Origin of the sequence: Exiguobacterium sp. ZOR0005 (assembly GCF_000798975.1) — a bacterium.
Taxonomy (GTDB): domain Bacteria; phylum Bacillota; class Bacilli; order Exiguobacteriales; family Exiguobacteriaceae; genus Exiguobacterium; species Exiguobacterium aurantiacum.
In genome coordinates this window covers 114,703-139,260 of record NZ_JTLB01000019.1, presented here as the reverse complement: position 1 = coordinate 139,260, position 24,558 = coordinate 114,703, and the positions used below count along the sequence as shown (strand labels likewise).

Genomic DNA, 24,558 nt, shown 5'->3' with positions numbered 1-24,558 from the left:
AAACGCCCCCCGGTGACACGTAGCGGGGCGTGGTCCCCGTCAATCTTCGCCTTCATTTGGCGGAGTGGCGCCGTCACACGGCGCATCGGCCGCTTTGAGAGCGAGGCGTCGCCCGTTAACACATATTCCCCGTCGTAGCCGGCCAACAAGCCGGTCAACAGACGCATCGTCGTTCCCGAGTTCCCGCAGTCGAGTGTCGCCGCTTCAAGCGTCCGTACACCCGTGATGACGAGTTCGTCCGCCAGTTCTTCGACCGTAGCACCGAGACGACGGACGGCTTCGATCGTCGACCGACAGTCCTCCCCGAGCAGCGGTTTCAATACGACCGTGCGCCCGTCCGCGACCGCCCCGAACATGATGGCACGATGTGTGATCGATTTATCGCTCGGTACACGAATTGTTCCGTTCAATCCCATTATGCATCCATCCTTTCATTTGGTTGAATACGGCCTCGAGCCGTGCCTGCGTGACCGGTTCGACCGTGACACGTTCACCGAGCAAGACGAAGCGCACGTGGCCGTCACGATTTTTCTTGTCTCGCTTCATTTTCGTCGCATACACATCAAATGGTTGCCAATTTATCGGCGTGACATCATGCTGTTTGATCCACGTCGCGAGCACCTCGGCCCGCCGCACGTCGCCGGCGACAAGAAACGCGTACACCATCCCATATAGGACGGCCTCACCGTGGGCGAGTCGATACTGTTCTACCGATTCGAGCGCGTGCCCGAACGTATGACCGAAATTGAGCCAGGCGCGCACGCCTTGTTCCCGTTCATCCGTTTCGACGATGCATCGTTTCACCTCGATCCCGCGGGCGAGCCAGATCGTCCAATCGAGACGGCCTGTCTCAAGTGCCGCGAACAGTTCCTCTTCGAACGACTCATCAAGGACGTAACGGGACAAGTAGGCGTGCTTGATCAGCTCGCCTAGTCCGCTCAACACTTCTCGATCGGCGAGCGTCTCAAGAAGTGTGACGTCATAGTGGACCCCGACCGGTTGGAAAAAGGCACCGATCGCGTTTTTAGCGAGCGGATGGTTCACCGCAACTTTGCCGCCTACTGCCGAATCGTGTGCCAAAATCGTTGTCGGTACTTGCACGTAGCGGACGCCTCGCATATAGACGCTCGCAAGAAAACCGGCCAAGTCACCAACCATCCCTCCGCCAAAGGCGAGGATGAGCGTTCCCCGGTCACACCCGGCCGAAAGTCCTTCTGTGACGAGACGTTCGATCGTCTCGAGCGACTTCGAACCGTCCCCAGGGGGCACGACCGACCAGACGATTGATGGATGAACGGCCGCGAGGCGACGGCGCAACGAGGCACCGTGTCGTTCGTCGACCGTCTCATCGGTCACGACCCAGACGGTCGAGCACGAAAAATAAGGAACGCGGTCGAGCCAGGCATCACCGCGTTCAATCGTCACTTCATATGGGCTCGAGGCATCGATTCGAATCGTCACCATGTGCGAATCTCCTCACGGTACGTCGTGACCCGGCTTTGAATCCGTTCAACCGTGTCATGCCCGAACGTCTCGCACAGTTCGCGGGCGAGTTCGAACGCGACGACCGCCTCGACGACGAGGGAAGCCGCTGGTACGGCACAGGCGTCACTTCGTTCGATTTGAGCGAGGAACGCTTCTTTCGTCTCGATATCGACCGACGGGAGCGGCTTATAAAGCGTTGGGATCGGCTTCATGACGGCCTTACAAACGATCGGCATTCCGGTCGTCATCCCACCCTCGAAACCGCCGAGGTGGTTGGACATTCGCGTATAACCGGTATCGTCGTATGCGATCGGGTCCATCACTTCTGAACCAGGACGAAACGCCATGTCGAAGCCGTCACCGAACGCGACGCCTTTGATGGCATTGACACTCATGACCGCCTGGGCGATTCTCGCGTCGAGCTTTCGGTCATATTGGACGTATGAACCGAGTCCCGGGATGACGCCGTGCACTTCCGTCGTGACGCCGCCGCCGAGCGAGTCGCCCGCAGCTTTCGCCTCGTCAATCAATCGCATCATCTTTTCAGCGGCGTCAGCGTCGAACGTCCGCACCGGCGAAGCCTCGACCATCGCCATCAATGCTTCTTTCGAATCGGCATCCGTTTGTTCCGCTTCGACGCCGCCGATCACGTTCACATAGCTGAACACGGTCATGTCAACCGCTGCGAGCAACTGCTTGCTGAGTGCACCGACGGCGACGCGCGCCGCCGTCTCGCGGGCGCTCGAACGTTCAAGCACGTCACGCAAGTCCCGGTGGTCATATTTGAGTCCTCCGACCAAATCGGCGTGACCCGGCCGCGGTCGGACGACGCGCCGCTTCACTTCGAGATCGTCCGCGATCGGCTCGGCCTGCATGACGTTACGCCAATGGGTGTGATCTTTGTTCTCAATCCAAAACGAGATCGGGGCGCCTGTCGTTCGCCCGTGACGAATCCCGGCTTTGACTTCGACGCGGTCAGACTCGATTTGCATTCGTCGGCCCCGTCCGTAGCCCGATTGTCGTTTTTTCAGCTCTCGATTGATCGCATCGATATCAACGTCTAGCCCGGCCGGCACTCCTTCGACAATGACGGTCAAACCTGGTCCGTGTGACTCTCCTGCCGTTAAATAACGCATACGCGACACCTCACTCTTCAAATTTTTCGTAAAAGAAACTTTGCTTCATCCGATAGCCGTAGCGCTTCGGTTGGAAGATTTGCTCGGTCCCGCCGACAAACAGCATGCCGCCCGGCCGCAATGACCGATGGAATGATTTATACACTTTCTCTTTCGCTTCCTCGGTGAAGTAAATCAAGACGTTGCGACAGACGATCAAATCAAAGTTGCGCTCATACAGGTCAGCGAGCAAATTATGTTTTTTAAACGTGACCAGCTTCTTAATATCTTCCGTGATGTAATAATCGTCACCGCGCTTCGTGAAGTATCGTTGCCGAAACTCGTCCGGCAAATCGACGAGGGCGCGTTCATGGTACTTCCCTTGCTGTGCTTTTTCGAGCACCACGTCGTCTAAGTCCGTCGCCGTGATCGAGAACTGGGCAGGTGACAAATGTTTGGATAACAACATCGCGAGTGAGTAAGGCTCTTCTCCGGTCGAACAAGCCGCGCTCCACACACGGAGCTTTCCTTGGCTTTTCCGAATCAATTCGGGCAAGATGTCCGTCTCGAGCTGTTCCCACCGAATCGGATTTCGGTAAAATTCGCTGACGTTGATCGTCATGCGGTCGAGAAACTCGTCGTAAAGCCCGCGATCCGCTTCCATCGCCTTAAAGTACTCGATGAACGTGGCGTAGCCTTTCTTCTCCCGGAGGGCGATCATCCGGCGTTTCATTTGTGCTTCCTTATATAAATTCAAGTCGATTCCAGATTTCATATAAAACTTCTTCACGAAGATGGCATAATCATTTATCACCAGTTCCAACCTCAATTCTTTCTCATCTTCTATATGTCCAAACGCGTAGCGGCGAAAGCGCTTTAATGCCAATAGAAAAAGGGACAGGCGGCCCCGTCCCTTTCCTCGTCATGAAACGTGTGATGCTTCAGAGGCAAACCAAAGCGACAGTTCGCGCTCGGCGCTCTCTAAGCTATCGGACCCGTGGATGACGTTTTGAGACATCGTCGAGGCCAAATCACCGCGAATCGTCCCCGGCTGTGCATCGAGCGGGTTCGTTTTCCCGATCATCATGCGCGAGACGGCGATGACATTCTCGCCTTCCCACTCCATCGCCACGACAGGACCTGACGTTAAAAAGGCGACGAGTTCTCCGAAGAACGGTTTTTCCTTATGTTCCTCATAGTGTGCTTCTGCGATTTCTTTTGTCGGCGTCAGCATCGCGAGACGGTTCAACGTGTACCCTTTGTTCTCGAAACGCGAGATGATTTCCCCGATCAAACCGCGTGCGACTCCGTCAGGCTTTACCATTAAAAATGTCTTTTCCATTCCCCTAATCCCCCTAAATCAATGTGTGTACCATGTACTCTATCAGTTTACACGGTCACTCCCATTATTGAAAGGGGTTACAACACCCAAATCACCATTTTCGTTTGCCGATATATTCGGCGATTTCAATGAGTGAACGTTTGTCAGGTACGTCAGGTAACGGCTCAAGCCGCTCGATCGCCCGGCGGACATAGCGATCGATCGTCCGCTGACTCCGTTCGAGCGTCCCGTTTCGTTGCACTTCACGCACGAGCGCTTGGGTCAACTCGTATCCGGACGTCTGGGTGACTTGTTTCAAACGATCATAAAACAAAGGATCTTCCGCTGAATAAAAGAGCGGCAACGTTTTATGTCCGTGCTTTAAATCTTCACCGACCGGTTTGCCAAGCTGAAAACTTTTCGCGGTGAAATCGAGGAGGTCGTCCGTCATTTGGAACGCCATGCCGATATCATAACCGAACAACCGAAGCTGTTTGACCACATCAGGCGAAGCTCCAGAGACGACGGCACCGGCCGCACAGCTCGTCTCGATCAGAAGCGCCGTCTTGCGGGCGATCCGATCCAAATAGCGTTTCGGGGATTGCGCCCAGTCGTATTGATCTTGGATTTGGTTGATTTCCCCAATACAAATCAGCTCCATCGTTTCGGCCATGATTTGCATCACTTCCGGCGAATCGACCTCTGAGACGAGACGGATCGCCTCGCCAAACAACGTGTTCCCCGTATACATGGCGACACGCTCATCGTAACGTTCCATGACCGTCGGCTTGCCGCGCCTGAGCGTGGCGTCGTCGATGACGTCATCATGAACGAGCGACGCCATATGAATGAGTTCGAGACTGGCCGCCACTTTTGTCAAACGAATATCGTTATCTTGTCCGAAGGCAGCGCTCAACAGGACGAACGCGGGCCGGATCCGTTTGCCGCCGGCGTCGAGCAGTTGTCTCGAGGCCGCATCAATGACCGGATGATCCGTATGGACCCGAGTTGACAAGAAACGATCGATTTGGTCGATTTCGCGGTTCATGTGACGATACAATCGCTTCAAAGACATCGGTCACCACTTCTTTCCTAGGTGCATGGCACATGCACCGCCGGAGAACGGCTTCACTTCGACTTGCTCGAAACCTGCCTCTTCGAACATCCGTTTGAGCGTCAATCGGTCCGGAAACTCATCGGTCGATTCTTGCAGCCATTTGTATTGATCGTATGAACCGGCGAACAGTTTCCCAAAAAGAGGCATGACCGTCCCGAAATAAAACCGATACAACTCACTGAAGAGCGGCGCCGTCGGTTGGCTCGTCTCGAGGCAGACGACCGTCCCTCCAGGTTTCAAGACGCGATGCATCTCGCGGAGCACCGTCATGTAATCCGGGACGTTGCGCAAACCAAACCCGATCGTCACATAGTCAAACGAGTCATCGCCGAAAGGCAACGCCATCGCATTCCCGTGAATGAGTTCGATTGTCGGCATGTCCGCGACTTTTTCGTTTCCGACCGCGAGCATATTCTCAGAAAAATCGAGTCCTTTGACGACGCCCGTGTTGCCCGCCGCCGCGGCGAGTTGAATCGTCCAATCGGCCGTCCCGCAACAAACATCAAGACATTTGGCTCCCGGAAACACTTGCATCCGCCGCATCGTGGCTCTGCGCCACCATTTATGGAGACGAAAGCTGATGATCGAGTTCATCGTATCGTAACTCGGTGAAATTGATTGAAACACGTCATATACTTTTTGCTCTTTTTCTTTCGGTTGCAACACGTAACATCCTTTCCGTTCTAAGCGACAGCATGCGCAAGAAGCGTCGATAGCTGTTCTCGTTGTTCTTGGCGCAGTCTTGTTGCCTTTTGTTCGATGACTTGCTTCCCGAACGACGTCAAATAAGATTGACCGATCACTTCAGAAAACGTCTTGACCAACCCAAAGTTCGCTTCCATCCATGTCGCGACCGATATGTCGTCGTCCAAAGCGAGCGTACACTTTGCACCGTTGACGAGTTGGACCGTCCGTCCGAAGCGATTGCTGTAGTCGGCCGGGAACAGTGCTAATATTTTATAAAATTGAGCCGATGCGAAGTCCCCGGCGAGCACGTTCAACTGGCGCTCGAGAGAACCGTTCGGACAATCCTTTACTTGATCGTGGAGCTCGAGTGCCTGATGCGCAAAGTAAGTGGCGAGCACGAGTTGCCGCTCTTCAGTTGATTCGTTGTCAATCAGTTCGACCATCCAACGAAGTAAAGGCATGTCGACTGCGGGCACAATATCGTGTCTCGTCAAATACGGATGCGTCATGCGTTGTTCGATTTGACGAGCAAGGTCGGTGACAACGCTTTCGTTTGTCCACTGTTCCATGCTATTCCCCCTCGTCCTCTTCGTTGTCATTCTGACATAGTATAGCACATTTTCGTCACATTCACGCCATGTGAACTCGTAAACGGACACAAAAAAAGCCGCCTTTCGGCGACTTATGTAATGCCTATTATTTGACCGCGTCTTTGAGCGCTTTACCTGCTTTGAAGGCAGGGACTTTGCTCGCAGGGATTTCGATATCTTCTTTCGTACGTGGGTTGCGACCTTTACGGGCAGCACGCTCACGAACTTCAAAAGTACCAAAACCGATCAATTGAATTTTCTCACCGTTTTGGAGTGCTTCAGTGATTGATTCAAATGTAGCTTCTACAACTGTCGTCGCTTCTTTTTTAGAAACTTCGGCTTTTTCAGCAACTGCTTGGATCAATTCAGTCTTGTTCATCACGATTCACCTCCTCTCACAGAGAGTTTACGGGATTAATCATATCGTACAAACGTTGATATGACAACATTTTTTAAGTGAAAAGCCCATATTCACGACGCTTCGTCGATCAGTTGTTTAAAAACTCGACGTCGCCTTGTTCATTTATCGTATAGCCTTGCGAATAAGCCGGGGCGAATGGTGAATCATTATAGAGCAAATACCGAATATCCTCGCCGACTTCCGGCGTCGCATCCGTGTTTTCGAGCGCCGCTTCAACGTCGGCCCGGTAGTCGACAAATAATTGTCCGCTCCCGTCCACGTAGATCGGTAACTCGTTATCCGTGTACGGGCTTGGTATTTTTGGTTCCTCGGCGACGAAGACGAGGTCGTAGTTGATTGTGAACTGGTTTTTTCCGAGCGATCCGTCAAACGGGAACTTGCCTTCCTTGATGCGGAACGAGTTGATATTCGTCTGCAACTGTTGCAGCCGCTCCGTCACACGTAAATCGATCAGTTTCACGGTCGGGTCGGTCTCAACGTCGACGAGCACGTATAAGAACAGCCCGCCCCCTTCGAAGCTGTTCGCCGGTGGATCGGCCATATAGCCCGGGACGAGGCGGCCAAATTCAATCGGGTACCGCTCCATGAGCGGCGTCTCGGCCGGTTTTGTCTTGATCGGTAATACGCCGGTCGTCTCTTTGAACGAGTCGACGGCCGTCTGCACGGACCGCAACTGGTCATCATATGGAACGTTGTCGACGCGGCTCGTCTGCGGGAACATGCAACCACTCAGCACGGTCACCGCCAGCAGGCTGACAGTTAATAACATTCGTTTCAACAGTTTACCCTCCCGTCGGTCCCGAGGCGACCACATAAATCATAATGAGCGTCCCGAATAAAAAAATAACGAATGCGATGATTCGTACGAGTGTCGCGAACCAGCCTGAAAGCTTCGTATGGCTCACGGCCACCATGAGTGCGGCAATCGCGAACGCCCCGATGCCTGCGAATGAAATCCACATCTTAATAAGTGACGGTGTCACGTCTATCCCCTCGACTTTCTCTATAATTCTCTCTCCGTTCATTAGTGTAGCAAAAAAAAGCGAGGAACTGAACGAAAACGTCAGTCCCTCACTTCTTCGTCACCCTCGAAATGGAAGACTTCTTCCATTTCATGCTTTTGCGGGCGTCTCATCAACTTTTTCACTTCATCATGCGGGCTCTTGCCTTCAAACAGCACGTTATAGAGCGCTTCGGTGATCGGCATCTCGACGCCGGCCTCGCGGGCGAGCGTATGTGCCGCCTCACAGGCACGGACGCCTTCGACGACCATCCCCATTTGACCGAGCACGTCTTCAAGCTTCTCACCGCGCCCGATCGCGTTCCCGGCACGCCAGTTGCGACTATGTTGCGACGTGGCCGTGACGATCAAGTCACCGATACCGGTCAAGCCGGAGAACGAGGCCGGGTTGGCCCCGAGCTTCACACCGAGCCGAGCGATCTCGACGATCCCTCGTGTCATGAGGGCAGCTTTCGCATTATCCCCATACCCGAGCCCATCGGTCATCCCAGCGGCGAGGGCGATGATGTTTTTGAGCGCACCGCCATACTCCGCTCCGATGACGTCCGAGTTCAAATAGACGCGGAACTGATCGTTCGTGAGCAGTTCTTGAATCTCGTCGGCGACGTCTAAATCTTCACACGCGATCGTGATCGTCGTCAGTTTGCGCACGGCCACTTCTTCGGCGTGGGTCGGACCGGTCAACACCCCGATGGCGCGCCGTTTTGAAGGCGCGACCTCTTCAGCGATGATCTCAGACAGACGTTTATGCGTCTTCGGTTCAATCCCTTTGGCGGCATGGACGATGACGGCCGGTTCTGTGAGAAGTGTATTCAATTCCTTGGAGACCGGTCGGATCGCCGAGCTCGGGACGACGAGAAAGATGATCGTTCGTCCGGCAATCGCCTCTTTCAAGTCGGTCGTTGCCCGGATCGATTCCGGCAACGGTGCGTCTTTCAAGTACGTCGTATTCGTATGCGACGTGTTGATCTCTTCGACGTGATCTTCCTCACGACCATAGAGCAATACGTCATGACCGTTGTCAGCGAGGACGAGCGATAACGCCGTTCCCCAACTTCCTGCGCCGATGACAGCTACTTTTGCCATATGAGGCACCCCCATCACTAGTTTTTCTGACGAGCCACGATGTGAACCGGAGTCCCGGTAAAATCAAACGCGCGGCGAATCTGGTTATCTAGATAACGCTTATACGAGAAGTGGAGCAACTCTGGGTCGTTGACGAACAATACGAACGTCGGCGGCTCGATGGCCACTTGCGTCGCATAGTTGATCTTGAGTCGTTGCCCTTTGTCCGTCGGTGTCGGGTTCATCGCGACGGCGTCGACGATGACATCGTTCAACACGCTCGTCGAAATACGGCGACGATGCGACTCGGCCACTTCGTTAATGACCGGAAGGAGCGTCTGCAACCGTTTTGACGTGAGCGCCGACAAGAAGACGATCGGGGCATAGTCGAGGAACAAGAACTCTTTTCTGATTTCTTCTTCCATCTTTTTCATCGTCTTGTCGTCTTTCTCGACGGCGTCCCATTTGTTGACGACGATGACGATCGCCTTGCCCGCCTCATGGGCGAGTCCGGCGACACGTTTGTCTTGCTCGATGATACCTTCTTCGCCGTCAAGGACGACGAGGACGACGTTTGATCGTTCGATCGCCTTTTGGGCACGCATGACGCTGTAACGTTCCGTCGACTCGTATACTTTACCGCGCTTTCGCATCCCGGCCGTATCGATGATGACGTACTCTTGGCCGTCCCGCGTGAACGGCGTATCGACCGCGTCGCGCGTCGTACCGGCCACGTCCGAGACGATGACACGTTCTTCTCCGAGAATCGAGTTCGTCAAACTTGATTTTCCGACATTCGGCCGTCCGATGAGGGAGAAGCGAATGACGTCTTCGTTGTACTCGTACTCGTCTTTGTCTGGCGCGAGCTCGAACACTTTGTCGAGCAAATCACCGAGACCGAGTCCGTGTGTTCCCGAGATCGGGAACGGATCGCCAAATCCGAGCGAGTAGAACTCATACATGAGATCACGCATTTCGAAGTTGTCGACTTTGTTGACGGCGAGTACGATCGGCTTGTTCGAACGGAACAATAAGTTCGCGACTTCCTCATCGGCTGCCGTGATGCCTTCCCGTCCGTTTACCATGAAGATGATGACGTCCGCCTCATCGATGGCAAGCTCGGCTTGGTGACGCATCTGGACGAGAATCGGCTCGTCGCCGACCTCGATCCCTCCTGTATCAATTAAGTGGAACTTGCGGTTCAGCCACTCACCCGTCCCGTAAATACGGTCGCGTGTCACACCCGGCTTATCGTCGACGATCGACACGCGATCACCGATAATCCGGTTGAAAATCGTGGATTTCCCAATGTTCGGGCGGCCTACGATGGCCACTGCTGGAATTCCCATAAAAACACCTCTAACTTTCATTCAATAAATAGTCGTTTCTAATATGCAACTGTACTATCATATCACAGCGGAAATTCGGTGACCATACAAAAAGAAGCGGGAGTCTGGCTCCCGCTTGAACGACCGTCTTATTTAGAATCGTCCGAAGACTCTTCGCCCGTGAGTTCAGAGACGGAGAATCCCCCTTGGTCACTGTATTCATCAAGGAGAGCCTGGTCTTCGTCGTGTGAAGCTTCGGCCGACTCGAGCGCACGCATCGAGAGGGAAATCTTTTTCTCGTCAAGATGGACGTCGAGCACTTTCACTTTCACTTCTTGCCCCTCTGATAGCACCTCAGAAGGTGTCGCGATATGACGGTTCGCGATTTGCGAGATGTGGAGCAGCCCTTCGACTTGCGGGGCGACTTCGACGAACGCACCGAACGTGACGAGACGTTTCACTTTCCCGCTGATGACATCACCAGGTTGGATCTTGCCTTCGACCGATTCCCAAGGACCCGGTTGCGTTTCTTTGATCGACAACTTCACTTTCTCGTTGTCGAGGTCAAGGCCGAGCACTTTCACTTTGACTTTATCGCCTTCTGTCACGACATCGCTCGGTTTCTCGACACGGCTGTGCGCCATCTCCGAGATGTGGACGAGCCCGTCGACGCCACCGATATCAACGAACGCACCAAAGTCGGTAAGACGTTGGACTGTTCCTTCGATAATTTGTCCGACTTCGAGCGCTTCGAGCGTCTCGGCTTTTTTCGCACTCATCTCTGCTTCAGCGACCGCTTTATGCGAGAGAATGACACGATTTTTCTCACGGTCGATTTCAACGACTTTGACCGTGATTGGTTTATGCAAGTATGATGAGAAGTCCTCGACGAAATGACTTTCGACGAGCGAGGCCGGGATAAACCCACGGATCCCGATATCGACGACAAGACCGCCTTTGACCTTGTCTTTGACCATGACTTCGAATACTTCACCTGATTCGTACTTTTCGACGATTTGATCCCAAGCTGCCTCGGCATCCACGTCTTTCTTCGATACGACAACCTCTTCATCCGTGACTTTCTTCACTTTGACACGGATTTCGTCGTTGACATGGAGTGATTCGTTTAAATCGTCTAAATGCATGCTTGATACTTCGCTGATTGGCAAAATCGCCTCAGTCTTGTAACCGATATCGATTAACGCTTGTTTGTCCTCGATTTTGACGACTGTACCGGTCACGATTTGACCTCGATTAATTTCAAAATCAGGCATATCTTTCATTTCTTCGACCATTCCAACACTACCCCCTCACGATGAGTACAAAAAGGAGCGCCCAAAGGCGCTTAACACCTAGTATAAACTTCTTATAATTCCGAAGATTTGTCAAGGTGTTATCAGATTAGTACCTTTCCTCGCAACAGATTAAACCTGAATTTATCGAACGTTCCGTGAATGCTCGTTGTACAATCCATTGATCCGGGCCATGATCAAGTCGGCTGCGACTTGTGCGCTCGCTTTGTTTGCTTTCAATGCAGACAAATCGATCGGTTCGCCGATGACGACTTTCAACCGTTGGCGGAACTTGTACTCGCCGATAATCGCAATCGGCAGAACAGCCGCCTCGGAACGAAGCGCAAAGAACCCGACCCCGGCCTGCGCTTTACCGAGCGTCCCATCTTTTGAGCGGGTGCCTTCCGGGAAGATCGAGATGACTTCGTCGTCCTTCAACTTTTGAAGGACGACGCGGAGCGCCTGGCGATCTCCTTCCCCACGCGACACCGGGATTTGACCGGAACGGTTCAAAATGTGTTTCAATACCGGGACGTCGAACAGCTCTTTTTTAGCAAAGAAACGAAGCTGACGCTGTTTCGGCATGGCCCCGGCCAACAAGACCGGGTCCCAGTTTGATTGGTGGTTCGAACACACGATCATCGACCCGTCGAGCGGGACGTTTTCGCGGCCGACATACTCCACCCGAAAGCTTAACTTCCGGATAATATTGACGACGCCGACAGTGAGCCGATACATGCCGAACGGTCCGTTGTTGAGCGGTTTCATCGATTGATCACCTGCTCCATCAACTGCTCGATCGCCATGACGACACCGTCGATCGACAAGTCGGTCGTATCGAGGAAATGGGCGTCTTCGGCTTGCCGGAGCGGGGCGACGACACGTTCTGAGTCTCGTTTGTCACGGAGGGCGATCTCTTCTTTCAGTTGTTCGAAATTACTCGGGATCCCTTTTGACACGTTCTCTTCGTGACGCCGGCGGGCCCGTTCCTCTACGGTGGCGGTCATGAACACTTTCAAGTCCGCAGACGGTAAAACGTGCGTCCCGATATCGCGGCCGTCCATGACGATCCCGCCTTCACGGGCAAGGTCACGTTGCAAATCCATCAATGCATCGCGCACTTCTGGTTGACGGGCTACGAAGCTGACGTTGTTCGTCACTTCACTGGAGCGGATCTCATCCGTCACTTCGATGCTCCCATCGAACACCCGTTGCCCGGACTCGCTCGGTACGAGACGCAAGTCCATGCGGTTGATCATCGCAGCGAGCGCCGGCCCGTCCTCAAGGCCAATCCCGTCTTGGAGCGCCCGATACGTGACGGCGCGATAAATCGCCCCTGTATCGATATAGACGTAACCTAGTTTTTTGGCAAGTGTTTTAGCAATCGTGCTTTTACCGGCTCCAGCCGGTCCATCTAGTGCAATCTGTAACGGTTTCATCATAAAAATTGGGTATCGGCTGTTCCCGATACCCGCCTCCTCTCGGTCATTTGTTCCGAGAACATCATACCAGTTTTTTATCGTGAAGAAAATACAGAGCCCGTCCGTTTACGCGCCTCGAGTTGGGCACGGAAACAGTAACGTAAAATCGTCTCTTGGTCGCGCGGCGTCAAGTTCTCGAAACAGAGCGACAGTTCCTTTTTGACAGCCTGCTCGTGGACACGGACGAGACGGCTCTTCACTCGGAACGTCTGCGGCACCCCCCGCTCGTCCTCGATACGGAACACGACGATGAGCGATTCATCGAGCTCGACAGGGGCCCGGTTGGCGACGATGCGCATCCCGCCGGCCGACACGTCGAGAGATGTCGTCTCAAACGCCGGGAACGCCTGTCCATCCTCGGCGAGCACGGTGACGTTGATCATTTCTGGCACTCGTAAATATTCACGACGCTGCACTCGTTTGATCTTCTCCGGTTTAGGGAGCGCAAACGCATAACGGAGCGTGAGTTGGGCATCGCTCACCCGCCTCGCGACGACAGTGTCGAACGCGAACAGTTGGTCTTCTCCTTTAAAGAAATAAACGCGCAGTGCTTCTTCTTCATGCAAGAAGAACGTTTTAAGCGTCGCCGTCTCACTCGGTGACTCGATCCAAACGACATCGTCATGGATCGCTGCGATTTTCGTCTTGCCTTCGTTTCTCCCTTCAACTTCCACCCGTAACTCTTGACCAACTTTTAACATAAACTCAATTCCCCTTTTAACTATTTAAATTGACGACGGTTGGAACGGTTAGCGGCACGGACGAGCAGTAAGGCCACCATCCACAACACGACGATATAGAGCACGGCCGGTACTTTGTTCGTCGGTTCGAGGAGCAGGATGTAATCGAACACCCCATGCATGAGTGTCGCCGAGGCGACCGCGATGAAGAGCCACAGCCGCTCTTGTGACGAATGTTTCGCCCGCCCGAGGCAAAAGCCCATCGCCACCGCGAACAAGGCGTGTCCGCTCACCGGCAAGACGGCTCGCCATATGGCGACCTCGAGCGAGTCGTACACCCATAAATATAGAAAATTCTCTAACGTGGCGAAGCCGAGTGAACAGGCGACCGCATAGAGAATCCCGTCGTAGTAATCATCAAAGACTTTATGTATGTATATTGTATAATAAATCATGAACCACTTGAAAAACTCTTCAAGCAACGCGGTAGCCACGAACGCCTTCCAAAACGGGCTAGTGAGGACACCTTCCTCTTCGAGCGCGTATTGGATGAACATGATCGGGAAGACGAGGATGGCTCCGGCAACGAACGAACGAATCACATAGCCGAGCGGTTCCGCTTCCAATTCATGTCGCAAATAAAAATAGGAAAGAAGGGCGAACCCTGGCGCCACCGCAGACAAGGCGATTGCAATCATGACGCATCTCTCCTCTCTACCGTTAAGCATACACTGAAACGAGCGAAAGAAAAAGTAGTTAACGCCTAGAAAATGGAAGAATCGAACAAAAAAAGTTGGAGGTTTATGTATGAATCATTTATTACTCATTCACACCGGGGGCACGATCGCGATGTCCCAAACCGGATCAGGCCACGTCTCACCGAGCGATATTAACCCGATCGATGCGACGTTGCCGAAAGCGACCGACATCGCCCGCATCACGACGAAGCACTTCTCGAACATCCCGTCTCCGCATATGACGCCGGCAAAGATGCTTGAGCTCGCCCAGTTCATCGCCCAAGAATTGACACAAGACACGTATGATGGGGTCGTCATCACCCACGGCACGGACACGTTAGAAGAGACGGCTTACTTTCTTCAAATCACGCTCGGCGCCCCAGTGCCGATCGTCTTGACGGGAGCGATGCGCTCTTCGAACGAGATCGGATCAGACGGGGAGTTCAACCTTATCACGGCGCTTCGTGTCGCCCGAAGTGAGGCGGCGCGAGGTAAAGGCGTGCTCGTCGTCTTCAATGGCGAGATCCATTCGGCGTTCAACGTCACGAAGACTCACACCTCGTCGGTCGATACGTTCAAATCCGTTCATTTCGGGAACGTCGGGATGGTGACGAAAGACCACGTTCTCATCTACAGCCAACCGATGACGCGGCAAGCAAAGATGATTCCACACATCACGAAACGGGTCGCCGTGTTGAAAGTCGTCGCCGGCATGGAGCCCGACTTGCTCGAGGCGGTTCTCGATCTCGGTTATGACGGTCTCGTCCTTGAAGTACTCGGTCAAGGGAACGTCCCGCCGACAATCATCCCCGCACTCGAACGACTCGTCGCCCATATTCCGGTCGTCATCGTCAGCCGTTGCTTCAACGGGATCGTCCAGGACGTATACGGCTACGAAGGCGGCGGCAAACAGTTGAAAGACATGGGGGTGATTTTCTCAAACGGCCTCAACTCGCAAAAAGCACGGCTCCGGCTTCTCGTCGAACTCGAGGCGGGGTCGTCTCAACCGGTCATGGAGCACAGTTTCAGCTTCCAGCAGTGACTTGCCAACACCCGCCCGCTTCCATACAATGGGGGATGAGGTGATTTCATTGAACAAACAGGCCATTATCGTCGGTGCCGGTCCTTGCGGCCTATCGACGGCCATCGAATTAGAACGGGTCGGCATCTCATGCACGGTCATCGAACGCGGCAATATCGTCGACGCGATTTACCGTTATCCGACCCACCAGACATTTTTCTCGTCTGCCAACCTACTTGAAATCGGGGACATCCCGTTCATCTGTAAAGATTTGAAACCGCGGCGCCAAGATGCACTCGTCTACTACCGGGAAGTCGTGAGCCGGACAAACCTCGATGTGAGACCGTTTGAAACGGTGACTTCCGTCGATAAGAGCAACGGTCGCTTCATTGTGACGTCCCTTCATGAGCGACACGGGCGGATGGAACGGGAGGCCGACTTCGTCGTCTTAGCGACAGGTTATTACGGACGCCCCCGTAAGCTAGACGTCCCAGGGGAAGACCTCCCGCACGTCTCGCATTATTTCAAAGAAGCACATCCGTTCTATCGTCAACACGTTACCGTCATCGGCGGCAAAAACTCGGCCGTCGATGCGGCGATCGAACTTGAGAAGGCGGGAGCGCACGTCACGGTGCTCTATCGTGGAGATGCATACAGCCCCTCCGTGAAGCCTTGGGTGCTCCCGGCGTTTGACTCACTCGTTCGCCACGAAAAAGTCAGGCTCGAGCTCGAAGCCGAGATCGTCCGCATTGAAGCAGACCACGTCGTCTACGTCCAGCACGGGGTCGAGCACCGTGTCGCAACCGACCACGTGCTCGCCATGACCGGGTATTTGCCGGATCACGGCCTGTTTGCTGAATCAGGTGTCGACATCGACGAGGAGACAGGGGTCCCTTCGTTCAACGAAGCGACGTATGAGACGAACGTCGACGGCCTCTTCATCGCCGGTGTCGTCGCCGCAGGAAATGATGCCAACAAAATCTTCATCGAGAACGGCCGATTCCACGGCAAAGCAATCGCCGAGACGCTTCAGGAGCGAAACGGTGTGACATCCTAAACGACAAAGAGGGAAGACCTGACGGATCAGGTCTTCCCTCTTTTCGTATAGGCCCGGTTCAGACCCAGCCGCGGAAGCGAGACGCTTCCGCCATCTTGCGGACGCCGACCATATAGGCGGCGAGACGCATGTCGACTTTGCGGGCCGAAGACGTATTGTACACAGTATTGAACGAGTGGACGAGCACTTTTTCAAGTTTTTCTTCCACTTCCTCTTCCGTCCAATAATACCCTTGGTTGTTTTGTACCCATTCGAAGTATGAGACCGTCACGCCACCGCTCGAGGCGAGCACGTCAGGCACGAGGAGGATGCCACGCTCCGTCAAGATGCGTGTCGCTTCGTTCGTCGTCGGTCCGTTCGCGGCCTCGACGACGATTGACGCTTTCACATTATCCGCGTTCGTCTCCGTGATTTGATTCTCGATGGCGGCCGGAACTAAAATGTCACAGTCGAGTTCGAGCATCTCTTGATTGGAGATCGTATTTTTGAACAACGTCGAGATCGTCCCGAACGAATCCCGACGGTCAAGGAGATATGGGATGTCAAGACCGTTCTCATCGTGAATCGCCCCGTAGGCGTCACTGACGGCAATGACTTTGGCTCCCGCATCATACATGAACTTCGACAAGAAACTGCCGGCATTGCCGAAGCCTTGGACGACGACGCGCGCCCCTTTCAACTCGATCCCACGACGGAGAGCGGCTTCACGAATCATGATGGCGACCCCTTTGGCCGTCGCCGTCTCGCGCCCGTGCGAACCGCCGAGAACGAGCGGTTTACCCGTGATGAAACCTGGCGAGTTGAATTCATCGATTCGGCTATATTCGTCCATCATCCACGCCATAATCTGTGAGTTCGTGAAGACGTCCGGTGCCGGAATGTCTTTCGTCGGGCCGACGATTTGACTGATGGCCCGCACGTATCCGCGACTCAAGCGCTCGATTTCACGGAAACTCATCTCACGCGGATCACAGACGATCCCGCCTTTCCCGCCGCCGTACGGAAGATCGACGATCCCGGCCTTCAGGCTCATCCATACCGATAGCGCCTTCACTTCCACTTCTGTGACGCTCGGGTGGAAACGAATCCCGCCTTTCGTCGGACCGACGGCATCGTTATGTTGCGCCCGATATCCGGTGAAGATTTTCGTCGATCCGTCGTCCATGCGGACCGGAATGCGAACGGTCAACATCCGGAGCGGCTCTTTCAAGAGCTCATACATCTCTTCTGGGTAACCGAGCTTCTCAAGCGCCTCGTGAATGACCTCTTGTGTCGATTCCAGGATGTTTTTTCGTTTTTGATGACCTTTTTCTTGATCCGTAATCATGAAGGTTTCCTCCCCTAAGTTGTCAATTCTCCCCCAAGAATCAACCTCGTATTCGTTTAAAAGTATAGCTGATACACGACTAATTTGAAAGGGTTTTACAAAAATAATGAAAGCGTTTTCTAAAAGAAAAAGAAGGGGGAGCCCCTTCTTAGTTTTCAAGCGCCAGTTCGATGAAACGTTCGAGCAATTCCCCGTACGAGATGCCGACCGCGCGGGCACTGTCCGGGAACAGGCTGAGCGGCGTCATGCCCGGGAGCGTGTTCGTCTCGAGGATATAGGCGAGCCCGTCTTCTGAAACGAGGAAGTCTGAACGCGAATAGCCGGCACAACCGAGCGCACGGTGCGCGAGCACGGCCGCGTCTTGCACTTCTTTCGTCAACGCCTCAGGAAGTTCGGCCGGGCAGACGTGCACCGAACCACCTTCCGTATACTTCGATTCATAGTCGTAAAACTCATTTTTCGGGATGATCTCGATGACCGGGAGAGCATACTCGTTGCCGCGATTGCCAAGCACCGGCACGGTCAACTCGCGCCCTTTAATATACTGTTCGACCAACACGGCCGTGTCGCACTCGAACGCTTTCGCAATCCCGTCGCGAAGCATCGTCTCGTCCATCGCGATCGTCAATCCGTTCGACGACCCTTCCTGCGCCGGTTTGACGACACAAGGGAACTCGCCGCCCCACTCCGCGACTTTCAAATCGATCTCGTCCGCACTCTCGACGAGCACGTCACGCGCGACGCGAATCCCCGCTGCCGCAAAGATAATTTTCGCCCGCGCTTTATCCATCGCGAGCGCTGAAGCCAAAACGCCTGAACCCGTGTACGGAAGTTGCGCCATCTCAAGTAGCGACTGGACGCGGCCGTCCTCGCCGTACTTTCCGTGAAGCGCACTCAAGACGACATCCGCCTCGAGCGACAACAACTCGTTCGCCCGTTCAGGATGAAAATCGATGGCCACGACGTCGTGCCCACGCTCTTTCAGCGCCTCGATCATGCCTTTCCCACTCGTGAGCGACACTTCACGCTCTCCTGATACTCCTCCATATAACACAGCGACTTTCATCTTATCTCTCCTTCGACTTTCAACTGAAAAATTCAAATTTTATCATACCACGGGTGACGGAAAAACAATAGAAACAGAACGGTGAAAAAGCCGTACTCACGCGAACGTATCGTACAGCTCCTTCACCGCTTGTTCAGTTTGAATCGTCTTGCCGTATTCGAGCATGACGTACGGGCTGACGGTCGTCGTCTTCCCGTATTCGGAGAGAATGGCAGCTAGAGGCTCTTCGACACGAGGAGGCAGTACTTCCGCGAAATGCAGATAGTAGCGTCCTTCGTAATGATAGAGCGCCCCGCCATGCATCGTGTCGCGCATGAAAGGGAACAAGCGGACCGATGCATCGATGACGTCCTCGATGTCTTCGAACTGATAAATCAAATGATGGATCACATCGATCGTCAACCGGATCTCGACTTGTTCTTGATCCGCTTCCGGTTCGATCGCCCCCACTTTTTGGACATCGATGACGATCCCGTCACGCGGGAACATCGTCACGTTCAAATCGACGGCACCTTGCGGTGAAAACCCGTACTCGGCCTCCGCCGTCTCAAGCAGTTCACGCCAGAGCTCCTGCCCACTCTCTCCGACAATCGTATCGATGGCGATGCCACGAAGCGATAGCTCATTCGCAGTCAAATACACTCTCAAATGTTCTTTTGTTTGTTTTTCAAATCTCAAACGAAAACCTCCAAAGAATAATCGTTCCTACATAACAATAAGCTACTCTCGTTTCACCGAACTGTCAAATTGTTGCGAGCCACTCGTTCCACGCTTCAGGTGAATTGCCGAGAAATGCATCTTTGAACCGGGACGCCTGTTGACTGACGGCGTAGCCGCCGGCGCCGATGACAAGGTCCGGGTGATTCGCCTTCACATATGCAATGGCCGACTCGAGACCGTCGATATGCTCGGACAGCGTGCACGAGAAGATCAGGCATTTCGCCTCGATATCGTAAAGCGCCGTACTCAAGTCTTCTTTCGGGATACCCGACCCAAGGAAGATCACGTCATAGCCGTGTTGTCTCAAGTAGAGCGTGACGAACAAAAGTCCGATCTCATGCATCTCTTCCGGGGCGCACACACAGACGATGCGCGGCAAAAACGGATTCATCGGCATTTGCAACGATAACGTCGACAGACGGGACCGGAGAAACGCTGTCGCGAAATGTTCATGCGCAATCGTGATCGTCCCGTTCTCCCATCGTGTCCCGATGTCCATGAGCAGAGGTCCGATAATATCTTTCGTCACTTTTTCAAAACTGAACGTGTTGAAGGCACGGTTGATCAAATCATGCGCCTGGCGCTCATCGAAAGCGAGCAAAGCGTCCATCAAGCCGTCCTTCAATTCTTCATCATAGAGACGCTCAGGCTTCGGTTCAGGCGCCTGATGGAGTTGCTGAATCGCTTGGGACACGGTCAGTCCTTCCCGTTGCTTCTCGACAACCCATTTGATCTTTTCAACGTCTTGTTCCGAATATAGACGATGGCCCGAATCAGTCCGGCTCGGGACGATGAATTGATAGCGACGTTCCCACGCCCGGATCGTCGTCGGATTCACTCCCGTGAGTGATGCGACCGTCTTTATGGAGTATTTCGGCATGACCGCCCCTCCTTTCATAACTAGTCTTCCTTTTTAGTATAGCCCCCTGCACGTCAATTCGCCTGTTTTATTGTGCAAATTCATATAAAATATGGCGCATCGTTTCCAAACGACCGACAAAAGGAATTGATTGACAAAGAATCATAAAAAAAATACGGCTGCTACGCCGTATTGGTCATAAAAAGATTGCGTGACGCCCTATATATAAAAATGCCAGAATAATAGCAAACATTGAAAGTGTCAGCATCATGGCAACTGGTCGTTTCAACCAATTGTCATTCAATTTTTCTTTACGCTCGTATTCTTGCCGTTCCGATCGAGACGGCAACGTATCCACCACTTTGTCACGGAGTGAATCCGCCTGGTTCCGATGTCGCAACGTACGTCCTCCTTTACCTTTTTTATCATTTTACTATGATATCAATCAAAGGAAAAGATGCGGGCCAACCGATGTTTCCATTCTGTCACATTTTTAGACACAACTTGCACGCTTTCAGGGAACGAAATCTCCCCGCACACGTCACAGCACGGCTGTTGTTGCACCGGATCTTCCGAGAAGTAGCGCAACAAATAGTCACGGCGGCACGTCTTGATCAAGGCGTAATCCATCATTTGACCGAGCTGGCGATACCGATCGCGCCTTCTTTCCTTTACCCAATCAATGGAACCGGCAAGCGTTCGTTCCGCGAGCATCTGTTTTAACAAGCCCCACACCGGGTCTTCTTCATTCATTTTTAGGAGACGCGGCAATTGAGACAAACTTGTACCATTTTCCCGTTCAAAATATGCGACCCGGATGTCTTTCTCTTTCGGATACTGTTGGTCGATCAAGAATTGTTGGATGCGTTCGTCCCCTTCGGCGTACAAGAGCACTGCGAAGGCCGGCGCCCCGTCACGTCCGGCGCGGCCGATCTCTTGCATATACGCTTCAAGCGTCGCCGGGAGTTGAAAATGGATGACACTTCGGACGTTGTCTTTATTGACCCCCATCCCGAACGCGCTCGTACATACCATGACCGCCACTTCATCTCTTAGAAACTGAGATTGGACGAGGCGACGGTCCTCGGTCGACATGCCCCCGTGGTAAAACAAGGCGTCGTCGAGCGCGAGCGCGAGCGATTCCGCCTCACGCCGCGTCGCTGTGTAGATGACGGCTGGCTTCGGCACTTCGCGAACGAGATCGACGAGTCGCGGCAGCTTCTGTTCGGTCTCGAGGCGTTCGACGCTGAGCCGGATCTCGGGACGGTTCGCCGAATGGACGAACTGCGACGGTGAGAATAAAGCCAATTTCTCGATGATGTCCCGTTTGACCGTCTCCGGCGCGGTCGCCGTCACGGCCATGCATTGCGGACTGCCGAGTTGCTTGCGCAATTCGCCGAGCCGGGCGTACTCCGGCCGGAACTCATGTCCCCACTGCGAGATGCAGTGCGCTTCGTCGACGACGAGCATTTGAATCTTCGTATTCGACAGCGCGCGCGTCACGTGCGGCACGGCGAGCTGTTCCGGGGAAAGATACAAGAAGCGGTATCGCTTCAAATGGTTCAAGATGTCCTGCTTCTCTTCGAGCGTCTCCATCGACGTGAGTCGGGCGACACCACGCTCACCGCGCTCCCGAATATGGAGCATTTGGTCCTCGATCAAGGACAGGAGCGGGGAGACGATGATGGTCAGTCCCTCGTTTTTAATATAGGACGGCAATTGGAACGTCAACGACTTCCCGGCCCCGGTCGGCATGATAGCGAGCACGTCTTGCCCATCCGCGACCGCCTCGATGACGTCGCGTTGTCCTTCACGAAATGAGTCGTAGCCGAACACTCGTTTCAAAGTTTTCTCATACAAACGTCTCACCTCGTTTCAGTCTTGCGAACACTAAGCGAATCTGGAAATAACTCAATTCGTCAATCTGGTCAAAAATCGGCTTCAACGCCCAGCTGTCCCCTTCTCGGAGCCGCTCCACTTCAGCGATCAAACGCTCCGGGACGAATTGGTCGAGCGGGAACTCCTCAATGTACATCGCCATCTCGACGACGTGGTCCTCGATCGTCGATGTACGTAACCGACGCATCGATTGCACTTGCGAGAACGAGCGCCCCGCCGTGAACAAGTCAAACGACTCCCGTGCCGAGAGCGTCATCCGCTCCCGCGACAGGCCGTGACTGAACCCTCGAAGTTTGGCGTCTTCCGGCAACTCGTTCAACAACGCGTTCCATCCCGCCAAAAAGTAAAGACGGGCCGTCCGGGCATCGACGTCGAGGAGCGTCGCAATCTGCTCGTACGTATACCCTGTCTCGAACGCACCCGTGAACCGGTAGACGACAGCGGTCGCGTACGGGTCACCGACCGATTCGAGCGCAGTCTCGAGCTCTGAGTGAAACGACTCGATCAACGGACGCCACTCACGCTCGGATCGAACGATTTGCTTCACCCACCGTTCGGCGAGCCGGTCCGCCTGTACCGGATAGAACGTCCGCTTATGCTCGAGCGACATGAACGTCTGGATGAACAGGCTGAGCCGTTTCCACGTCATCGTCGTATAGTCGCGCTGTTCACCACCGAGACGTTCGAATAAATCGCTCACCGTCTCCGGTGAAGCTAAAAGCTGTCCTGCCCCCGTCAGCGTGAACATCGAACGGTTCAGCCATCCTCGCTTCTCTAACGAGGCCATCAGTTTCTCATAATCGTATTTCGCGTACGGGAACATCCCGAACACCGGTTCAAGGTCATAAAAAAACGCGTCTTGTAGCGTCGTCGCCGATCGCTTCCCGTTCAACACGTGAAACAGGCTACGCTCGCTACGCTCTCCTTTCAAGCGGTCGATCGCGAGGAGCAACACCCCGTCAGCTAAATGAACCATCGTGCCACCTCCTCTCAAAAATCATTATCCTTCCAAAACGATGTTCGTTTCCTCATTGAAATAATCGGGTATGTAGACTACAATTACTCATAGTCAGTAGAAAGTCGATTTCTATGAAGAGAGACGAAACGTATGGAGGGTTAATAATGGCAAAATTTACAATTGTTGATAAAGATACATGCATCGCGTGTGGGGCTTGCGGAGCCGCCGCCCCGGACATCTTCGACTATGATGACGAAGGTCTCGCCTTCAACTTGATGGACGACAACACGGGTACGATCGAAGTCCCGGATGAGCTTTACGAGGACTTGATGGATGCGTTCGAAGGTTGCCCGACCGACTCAATCAAAGTCGCCGACGAATCGTTCGACGGCGATGCGCTCAAATACGAATAAGCGGAGAGAGACATGTGTGTCTAAGACATACATGTCTCTCTTTTTTAGCGGGCCGCCCTCCGGAAGCCCGCCGCTTCGGCTTCACGTTCCGAACAGAACATCTCTTCGGCGATCGTCCGCTCATAGCTGGCACCGCCCGGGACGTGGTATATCTTCTCTCCGTCTCGGTTGATGTTACCTTTAATGTCACAAGTTTGACCCGTCTTCGGCTTCGCAGGCGTCGTCGCCTCATGGTCAAATCCGTTCCCGGTCACGTAGTCTTCAAGACTCCAGATACCGAGCAGCGCTTCTTTCGCTGACCGTTCGACCGTCCGGAACGCATCGACGTGCTGCGTGTTCGGCGCATAGATGTAAGCGACACGGGCCAAACCGCGCCGCAATAGTTCCTCGTTCAACATCACCCCGTCGTACCAGACGTAAGCGAGCGTACGCTGATAACGGTCATAGCGACCGACGTCATACTCGAGCGTGATCGTATCCCCTTCCGGGAGCCAACGCTCGACGAACGATTTCGCCTCTTCTCCGAACGGCTGCACCGGCAATGTCGGATGACTCGTCTCTGGTGTGTCGACGAGGAGCAGGCGAATCGATTCGGTCGCGCCGCTCTCGAACTCGACTTTGAGCGTGTCGCCATCGACGACGCGGTCGAGCGTGACCGTCTCTGTCTTGCCAATCGGACGAGCGACTTGTTGCCTGACGTCAGCGCTTGGATAGTCGGCTTCAAGTTCGACGAGCGATTCAGGCGGGTCGACTTGCCCGGCGAACCAGTCGTCGACCGAACAGCCGGCCAACACAACTGTCGCCATCATGACGAACAACCATTGCCACCATTTTTTCAATTGTCTCACCTCTTTATGAGTATAACAAAAAAGGTTGTTCGACTTAAGCGTCAAACAAC

General features: G+C 53.8%; 29 protein-coding genes. 3 read left to right on the top strand and 26 right to left on the bottom strand.

Going from position 1 to position 24,558, the window contains the following annotated elements:
- The 18 genes from L971_RS08655 to prsW form a co-directional block, all read right to left on the bottom strand.
- Positions 1-416 (bottom strand): 3-phosphoshikimate 1-carboxyvinyltransferase (locus L971_RS08655; RefSeq protein ID WP_047375396.1); only part of this gene is annotated, 416 nt, incomplete at its 3' end.
- Complete coding sequence (locus tag L971_RS08650) at positions 379-1,464, bottom strand: 3-dehydroquinate synthase family protein (protein ID WP_024370184.1); 1,086 nt, start codon at positions 1,462-1,464, stop codon at positions 379-381. The genes L971_RS08650 and L971_RS08655, both read right to left, overlap by 38 nt.
- Complete coding sequence (aroC, locus tag L971_RS08645; RefSeq protein ID WP_047375394.1) at positions 1,458-2,621, bottom strand: chorismate synthase; 1,164 nt, start codon at positions 2,619-2,621, stop codon at positions 1,458-1,460. Before aroC ends, L971_RS08650 begins: the two co-directional genes overlap by 7 nt.
- 10 nt (positions 2,622-2,631) lie before the next feature.
- Complete coding sequence (locus L971_RS08640; protein ID WP_029335326.1) at positions 2,632-3,411, bottom strand: protein-glutamate O-methyltransferase CheR; 780 nt, start codon at positions 3,409-3,411, stop codon at positions 2,632-2,634.
- A 111-nt stretch (positions 3,412-3,522) separates the two neighbouring features.
- Positions 3,523-3,942: a nucleoside-diphosphate kinase gene (ndk, locus tag L971_RS08635; RefSeq protein ID WP_047375392.1), complete on the bottom strand. Its 420-nt coding sequence runs from the start codon at positions 3,940-3,942 to the stop codon at positions 3,523-3,525.
- A 91-nt stretch (positions 3,943-4,033) separates the two neighbouring features.
- Positions 4,034-4,996: a polyprenyl synthetase family protein gene (locus L971_RS08630; protein ID WP_024370180.1), complete on the bottom strand. Its 963-nt coding sequence runs from the start codon at positions 4,994-4,996 to the stop codon at positions 4,034-4,036.
- A gap of 3 nt (positions 4,997-4,999) precedes the next feature.
- Positions 5,000-5,704, bottom strand: coding sequence for a demethylmenaquinone methyltransferase (locus L971_RS08625; protein ID WP_369793360.1), 705 nt, complete (start codon positions 5,702-5,704; stop codon positions 5,000-5,002).
- Between the two features lie 17 nt (positions 5,705-5,721).
- A complete protein-coding gene (locus tag L971_RS08620) occupies positions 5,722-6,294 on the bottom strand; it encodes a heptaprenyl diphosphate synthase component 1 (RefSeq protein ID WP_024370178.1) in 573 nt (190 codons plus the stop codon).
- A 127-nt stretch (positions 6,295-6,421) separates the two neighbouring features.
- Positions 6,422-6,694 (bottom strand): HU family DNA-binding protein, encoded by a 273-nt coding sequence (locus tag L971_RS08615; protein WP_024370177.1) that lies wholly within the window; start codon positions 6,692-6,694, stop codon positions 6,422-6,424.
- 109 nt (positions 6,695-6,803) lie between these two features.
- Positions 6,804-7,505, bottom strand: coding sequence for a hypothetical protein (locus L971_RS08610; RefSeq protein ID WP_197053171.1), 702 nt, complete (start codon positions 7,503-7,505; stop codon positions 6,804-6,806).
- Between the two features lie 13 nt (positions 7,506-7,518).
- Positions 7,519-7,719 carry a DUF2768 domain-containing protein gene (locus L971_RS08605; protein WP_029335334.1) on the bottom strand — a complete coding sequence of 67 codons (201 nt, stop codon included), beginning with the start codon at positions 7,717-7,719 and terminating at the stop codon, positions 7,519-7,521.
- Positions 7,720-7,799: 80 nt separating this feature from the next.
- Complete coding sequence (locus L971_RS08600; RefSeq protein WP_024370174.1) at positions 7,800-8,843, bottom strand: NAD(P)H-dependent glycerol-3-phosphate dehydrogenase; 1,044 nt, start codon at positions 8,841-8,843, stop codon at positions 7,800-7,802.
- 17 nt (positions 8,844-8,860) lie between these two features.
- Positions 8,861-10,171, bottom strand: coding sequence for a ribosome biogenesis GTPase Der (gene der / locus L971_RS08595; protein WP_024370173.1), 1,311 nt, complete (start codon positions 10,169-10,171; stop codon positions 8,861-8,863).
- Positions 10,172-10,299: 128 nt separating this feature from the next.
- Positions 10,300-11,445, bottom strand: a complete 1,146-nt coding sequence (gene rpsA, locus L971_RS08590; protein ID WP_047375388.1) for a 30S ribosomal protein S1 — start codon at positions 11,443-11,445, stop codon at positions 10,300-10,302.
- Between the two features lie 141 nt (positions 11,446-11,586).
- Complete coding sequence (locus L971_RS08585) at positions 11,587-12,210, bottom strand: 1-acyl-sn-glycerol-3-phosphate acyltransferase (RefSeq protein ID WP_029335339.1); 624 nt, start codon at positions 12,208-12,210, stop codon at positions 11,587-11,589.
- Positions 12,207-12,884: a (d)CMP kinase gene (gene cmk, locus L971_RS08580; protein WP_024370170.1), complete on the bottom strand. Its 678-nt coding sequence runs from the start codon at positions 12,882-12,884 to the stop codon at positions 12,207-12,209. Before cmk ends, L971_RS08585 begins: the two co-directional genes overlap by 4 nt.
- 74 nt (positions 12,885-12,958) lie before the next feature.
- A complete protein-coding gene (locus tag L971_RS08575) occupies positions 12,959-13,624 on the bottom strand; it encodes a flagellar brake protein (RefSeq protein WP_024370169.1) in 666 nt (221 codons plus the stop codon).
- 20 nt (positions 13,625-13,644) lie between these two features.
- Positions 13,645-14,301, bottom strand: a complete 657-nt coding sequence (gene prsW / locus L971_RS08570) for a glutamic-type intramembrane protease PrsW (RefSeq protein WP_024370168.1) — start codon at positions 14,299-14,301, stop codon at positions 13,645-13,647.
- Between the two features lie 109 nt (positions 14,302-14,410).
- On the opposite strand from prsW, the gene L971_RS08565 reads away from it, so the two are divergent.
- Both L971_RS08565 and L971_RS08560 read left to right on the top strand, forming a co-directional pair.
- Positions 14,411-15,382, top strand: a complete 972-nt coding sequence (locus tag L971_RS08565) for an asparaginase (protein WP_024370167.1) — start codon at positions 14,411-14,413, stop codon at positions 15,380-15,382.
- A 28-nt stretch (positions 15,383-15,410) separates the two neighbouring features.
- Positions 15,411-16,418: a YpdA family putative bacillithiol disulfide reductase gene (locus tag L971_RS08560; RefSeq protein WP_047375386.1), complete on the top strand. Its 1,008-nt coding sequence runs from the start codon at positions 15,411-15,413 to the stop codon at positions 16,416-16,418.
- Positions 16,419-16,476: 58 nt separating this feature from the next.
- On the opposite strand, the gene L971_RS08555 is transcribed toward L971_RS08560, so the two are convergent.
- The 7 genes from L971_RS08555 to L971_RS08525 form a co-directional block, all read right to left on the bottom strand.
- A complete protein-coding gene (locus L971_RS08555) occupies positions 16,477-17,745 on the bottom strand; it encodes a Glu/Leu/Phe/Val dehydrogenase (protein ID WP_024370165.1) in 1,269 nt (422 codons plus the stop codon).
- Between the two features lie 148 nt (positions 17,746-17,893).
- Positions 17,894-18,811: a D-alanine--D-alanine ligase gene (locus L971_RS08550; protein WP_024370164.1), complete on the bottom strand. Its 918-nt coding sequence runs from the start codon at positions 18,809-18,811 to the stop codon at positions 17,894-17,896.
- A 96-nt stretch (positions 18,812-18,907) separates the two neighbouring features.
- The gene (locus L971_RS08545) at positions 18,908-19,489 is read right to left on the bottom strand and encodes an adaptor protein MecA (RefSeq protein WP_024370163.1); all 582 of its coding nucleotides are present in this window, start codon (positions 19,487-19,489) and stop codon (positions 18,908-18,910) included.
- Between the two features lie 64 nt (positions 19,490-19,553).
- On the bottom strand, positions 19,554-20,411 hold the full coding sequence (locus tag L971_RS08540; protein ID WP_024370162.1) for a MerR family transcriptional regulator: 858 nt from the start codon (positions 20,409-20,411) through the stop codon (positions 19,554-19,556).
- 175 nt (positions 20,412-20,586) lie between these two features.
- A complete protein-coding gene (locus L971_RS08535; protein ID WP_024370161.1) occupies positions 20,587-20,790 on the bottom strand; it encodes a hypothetical protein in 204 nt (67 codons plus the stop codon).
- Between the two features lie 41 nt (positions 20,791-20,831).
- Positions 20,832-22,259: an ATP-dependent DNA helicase RecQ gene (locus L971_RS08530; protein ID WP_081977070.1), complete on the bottom strand. Its 1,428-nt coding sequence runs from the start codon at positions 22,257-22,259 to the stop codon at positions 20,832-20,834.
- Entirely contained in the window at positions 22,243-23,265 is a 1,023-nt protein-coding gene (locus L971_RS08525) for a helix-turn-helix domain-containing protein (protein ID WP_047375380.1), read from the bottom strand. Before L971_RS08525 ends, L971_RS08530 begins: the two co-directional genes overlap by 17 nt.
- Positions 23,266-23,411: 146 nt before the next feature.
- Here L971_RS08525 and L971_RS08520 point away from each other — a divergent pair, with 146 nt between their 5' ends.
- A complete protein-coding gene (locus L971_RS08520; RefSeq protein ID WP_021067177.1) occupies positions 23,412-23,660 on the top strand; it encodes a ferredoxin in 249 nt (82 codons plus the stop codon).
- A 44-nt stretch (positions 23,661-23,704) separates the two neighbouring features.
- Here L971_RS08520 and L971_RS08515 read toward each other — a convergent pair whose 3' ends face one another.
- Positions 23,705-24,508, bottom strand: a complete 804-nt coding sequence (locus L971_RS08515) for a thermonuclease family protein (RefSeq protein ID WP_051638956.1) — start codon at positions 24,506-24,508, stop codon at positions 23,705-23,707.
- Positions 24,509-24,558 lie beyond the last annotated feature (50 nt).

Coding starts and splice junctions, on each gene's coding strand:
- L971_RS08650 (WP_024370184.1), bottom strand. CDS start 1,464: ATGGTGACGATTCGAATCGATGCCTCGAGCCCATATGAAGTGACGATT.
- aroC (WP_047375394.1), bottom strand. CDS start 2,621: ATGCGTTATTTAACGGCAGGAGAGTCACACGGACCAGGTTTGACCGTC.
- ndk (WP_047375392.1), bottom strand. CDS start 3,942: ATGGAAAAGACATTTTTAATGGTAAAGCCTGACGGAGTCGCACGCGGT.
- L971_RS08630 (WP_024370180.1), bottom strand. CDS start 4,996: ATGTCTTTGAAGCGATTGTATCGTCACATGAACCGCGAAATCGACCAA.
- L971_RS08620 (WP_024370178.1), bottom strand. CDS start 6,294: ATGGAACAGTGGACAAACGAAAGCGTTGTCACCGACCTTGCTCGTCAA.
- L971_RS08615 (WP_024370177.1), bottom strand. CDS start 6,694: ATGAACAAGACTGAATTGATCCAAGCAGTTGCTGAAAAAGCCGAAGTT.
- L971_RS08610 (WP_197053171.1), bottom strand. CDS start 7,505: ATGTTATTAACTGTCAGCCTGCTGGCGGTGACCGTGCTGAGTGGTTGC.
- L971_RS08600 (WP_024370174.1), bottom strand. CDS start 8,843: ATGGCAAAAGTAGCTGTCATCGGCGCAGGAAGTTGGGGAACGGCGTTA.
- der (WP_024370173.1), bottom strand. CDS start 10,171: ATGGGAATTCCAGCAGTGGCCATCGTAGGCCGCCCGAACATTGGGAAA.
- rpsA (WP_047375388.1), bottom strand. CDS start 11,445: ATGGTCGAAGAAATGAAAGATATGCCTGATTTTGAAATTAATCGAGGT.
- L971_RS08585 (WP_029335339.1), bottom strand. CDS start 12,210: ATGAAACCGCTCAACAACGGACCGTTCGGCATGTATCGGCTCACTGTC.
- cmk (WP_024370170.1), bottom strand. CDS start 12,884: ATGATGAAACCGTTACAGATTGCACTAGATGGACCGGCTGGAGCCGGT.
- L971_RS08575 (WP_024370169.1), bottom strand. CDS start 13,624: ATGTTAAAAGTTGGTCAAGAGTTACGGGTGGAAGTTGAAGGGAGAAAC.
- prsW (WP_024370168.1), bottom strand. CDS start 14,301: ATGATTGCAATCGCCTTGTCTGCGGTGGCGCCAGGGTTCGCCCTTCTT.
- L971_RS08565 (WP_024370167.1), top strand. CDS start 14,411: ATGAATCATTTATTACTCATTCACACCGGGGGCACGATCGCGATGTCC.
- L971_RS08560 (WP_047375386.1), top strand. CDS start 15,411: ATGGGGGATGAGGTGATTTCATTGAACAAACAGGCCATTATCGTCGGT.
- L971_RS08555 (WP_024370165.1), bottom strand. CDS start 17,745: ATGATTACGGATCAAGAAAAAGGTCATCAAAAACGAAAAAACATCCTG.
- L971_RS08550 (WP_024370164.1), bottom strand. CDS start 18,811: ATGAAAGTCGCTGTGTTATATGGAGGAGTATCAGGAGAGCGTGAAGTG.
- L971_RS08540 (WP_024370162.1), bottom strand. CDS start 20,411: ATGCCGAAATACTCCATAAAGACGGTCGCATCACTCACGGGAGTGAAT.
- L971_RS08525 (WP_047375380.1), bottom strand. CDS start 23,265: ATGGTTCATTTAGCTGACGGGGTGTTGCTCCTCGCGATCGACCGCTTG.
- L971_RS08520 (WP_021067177.1), top strand. CDS start 23,412: ATGGCAAAATTTACAATTGTTGATAAAGATACATGCATCGCGTGTGGG.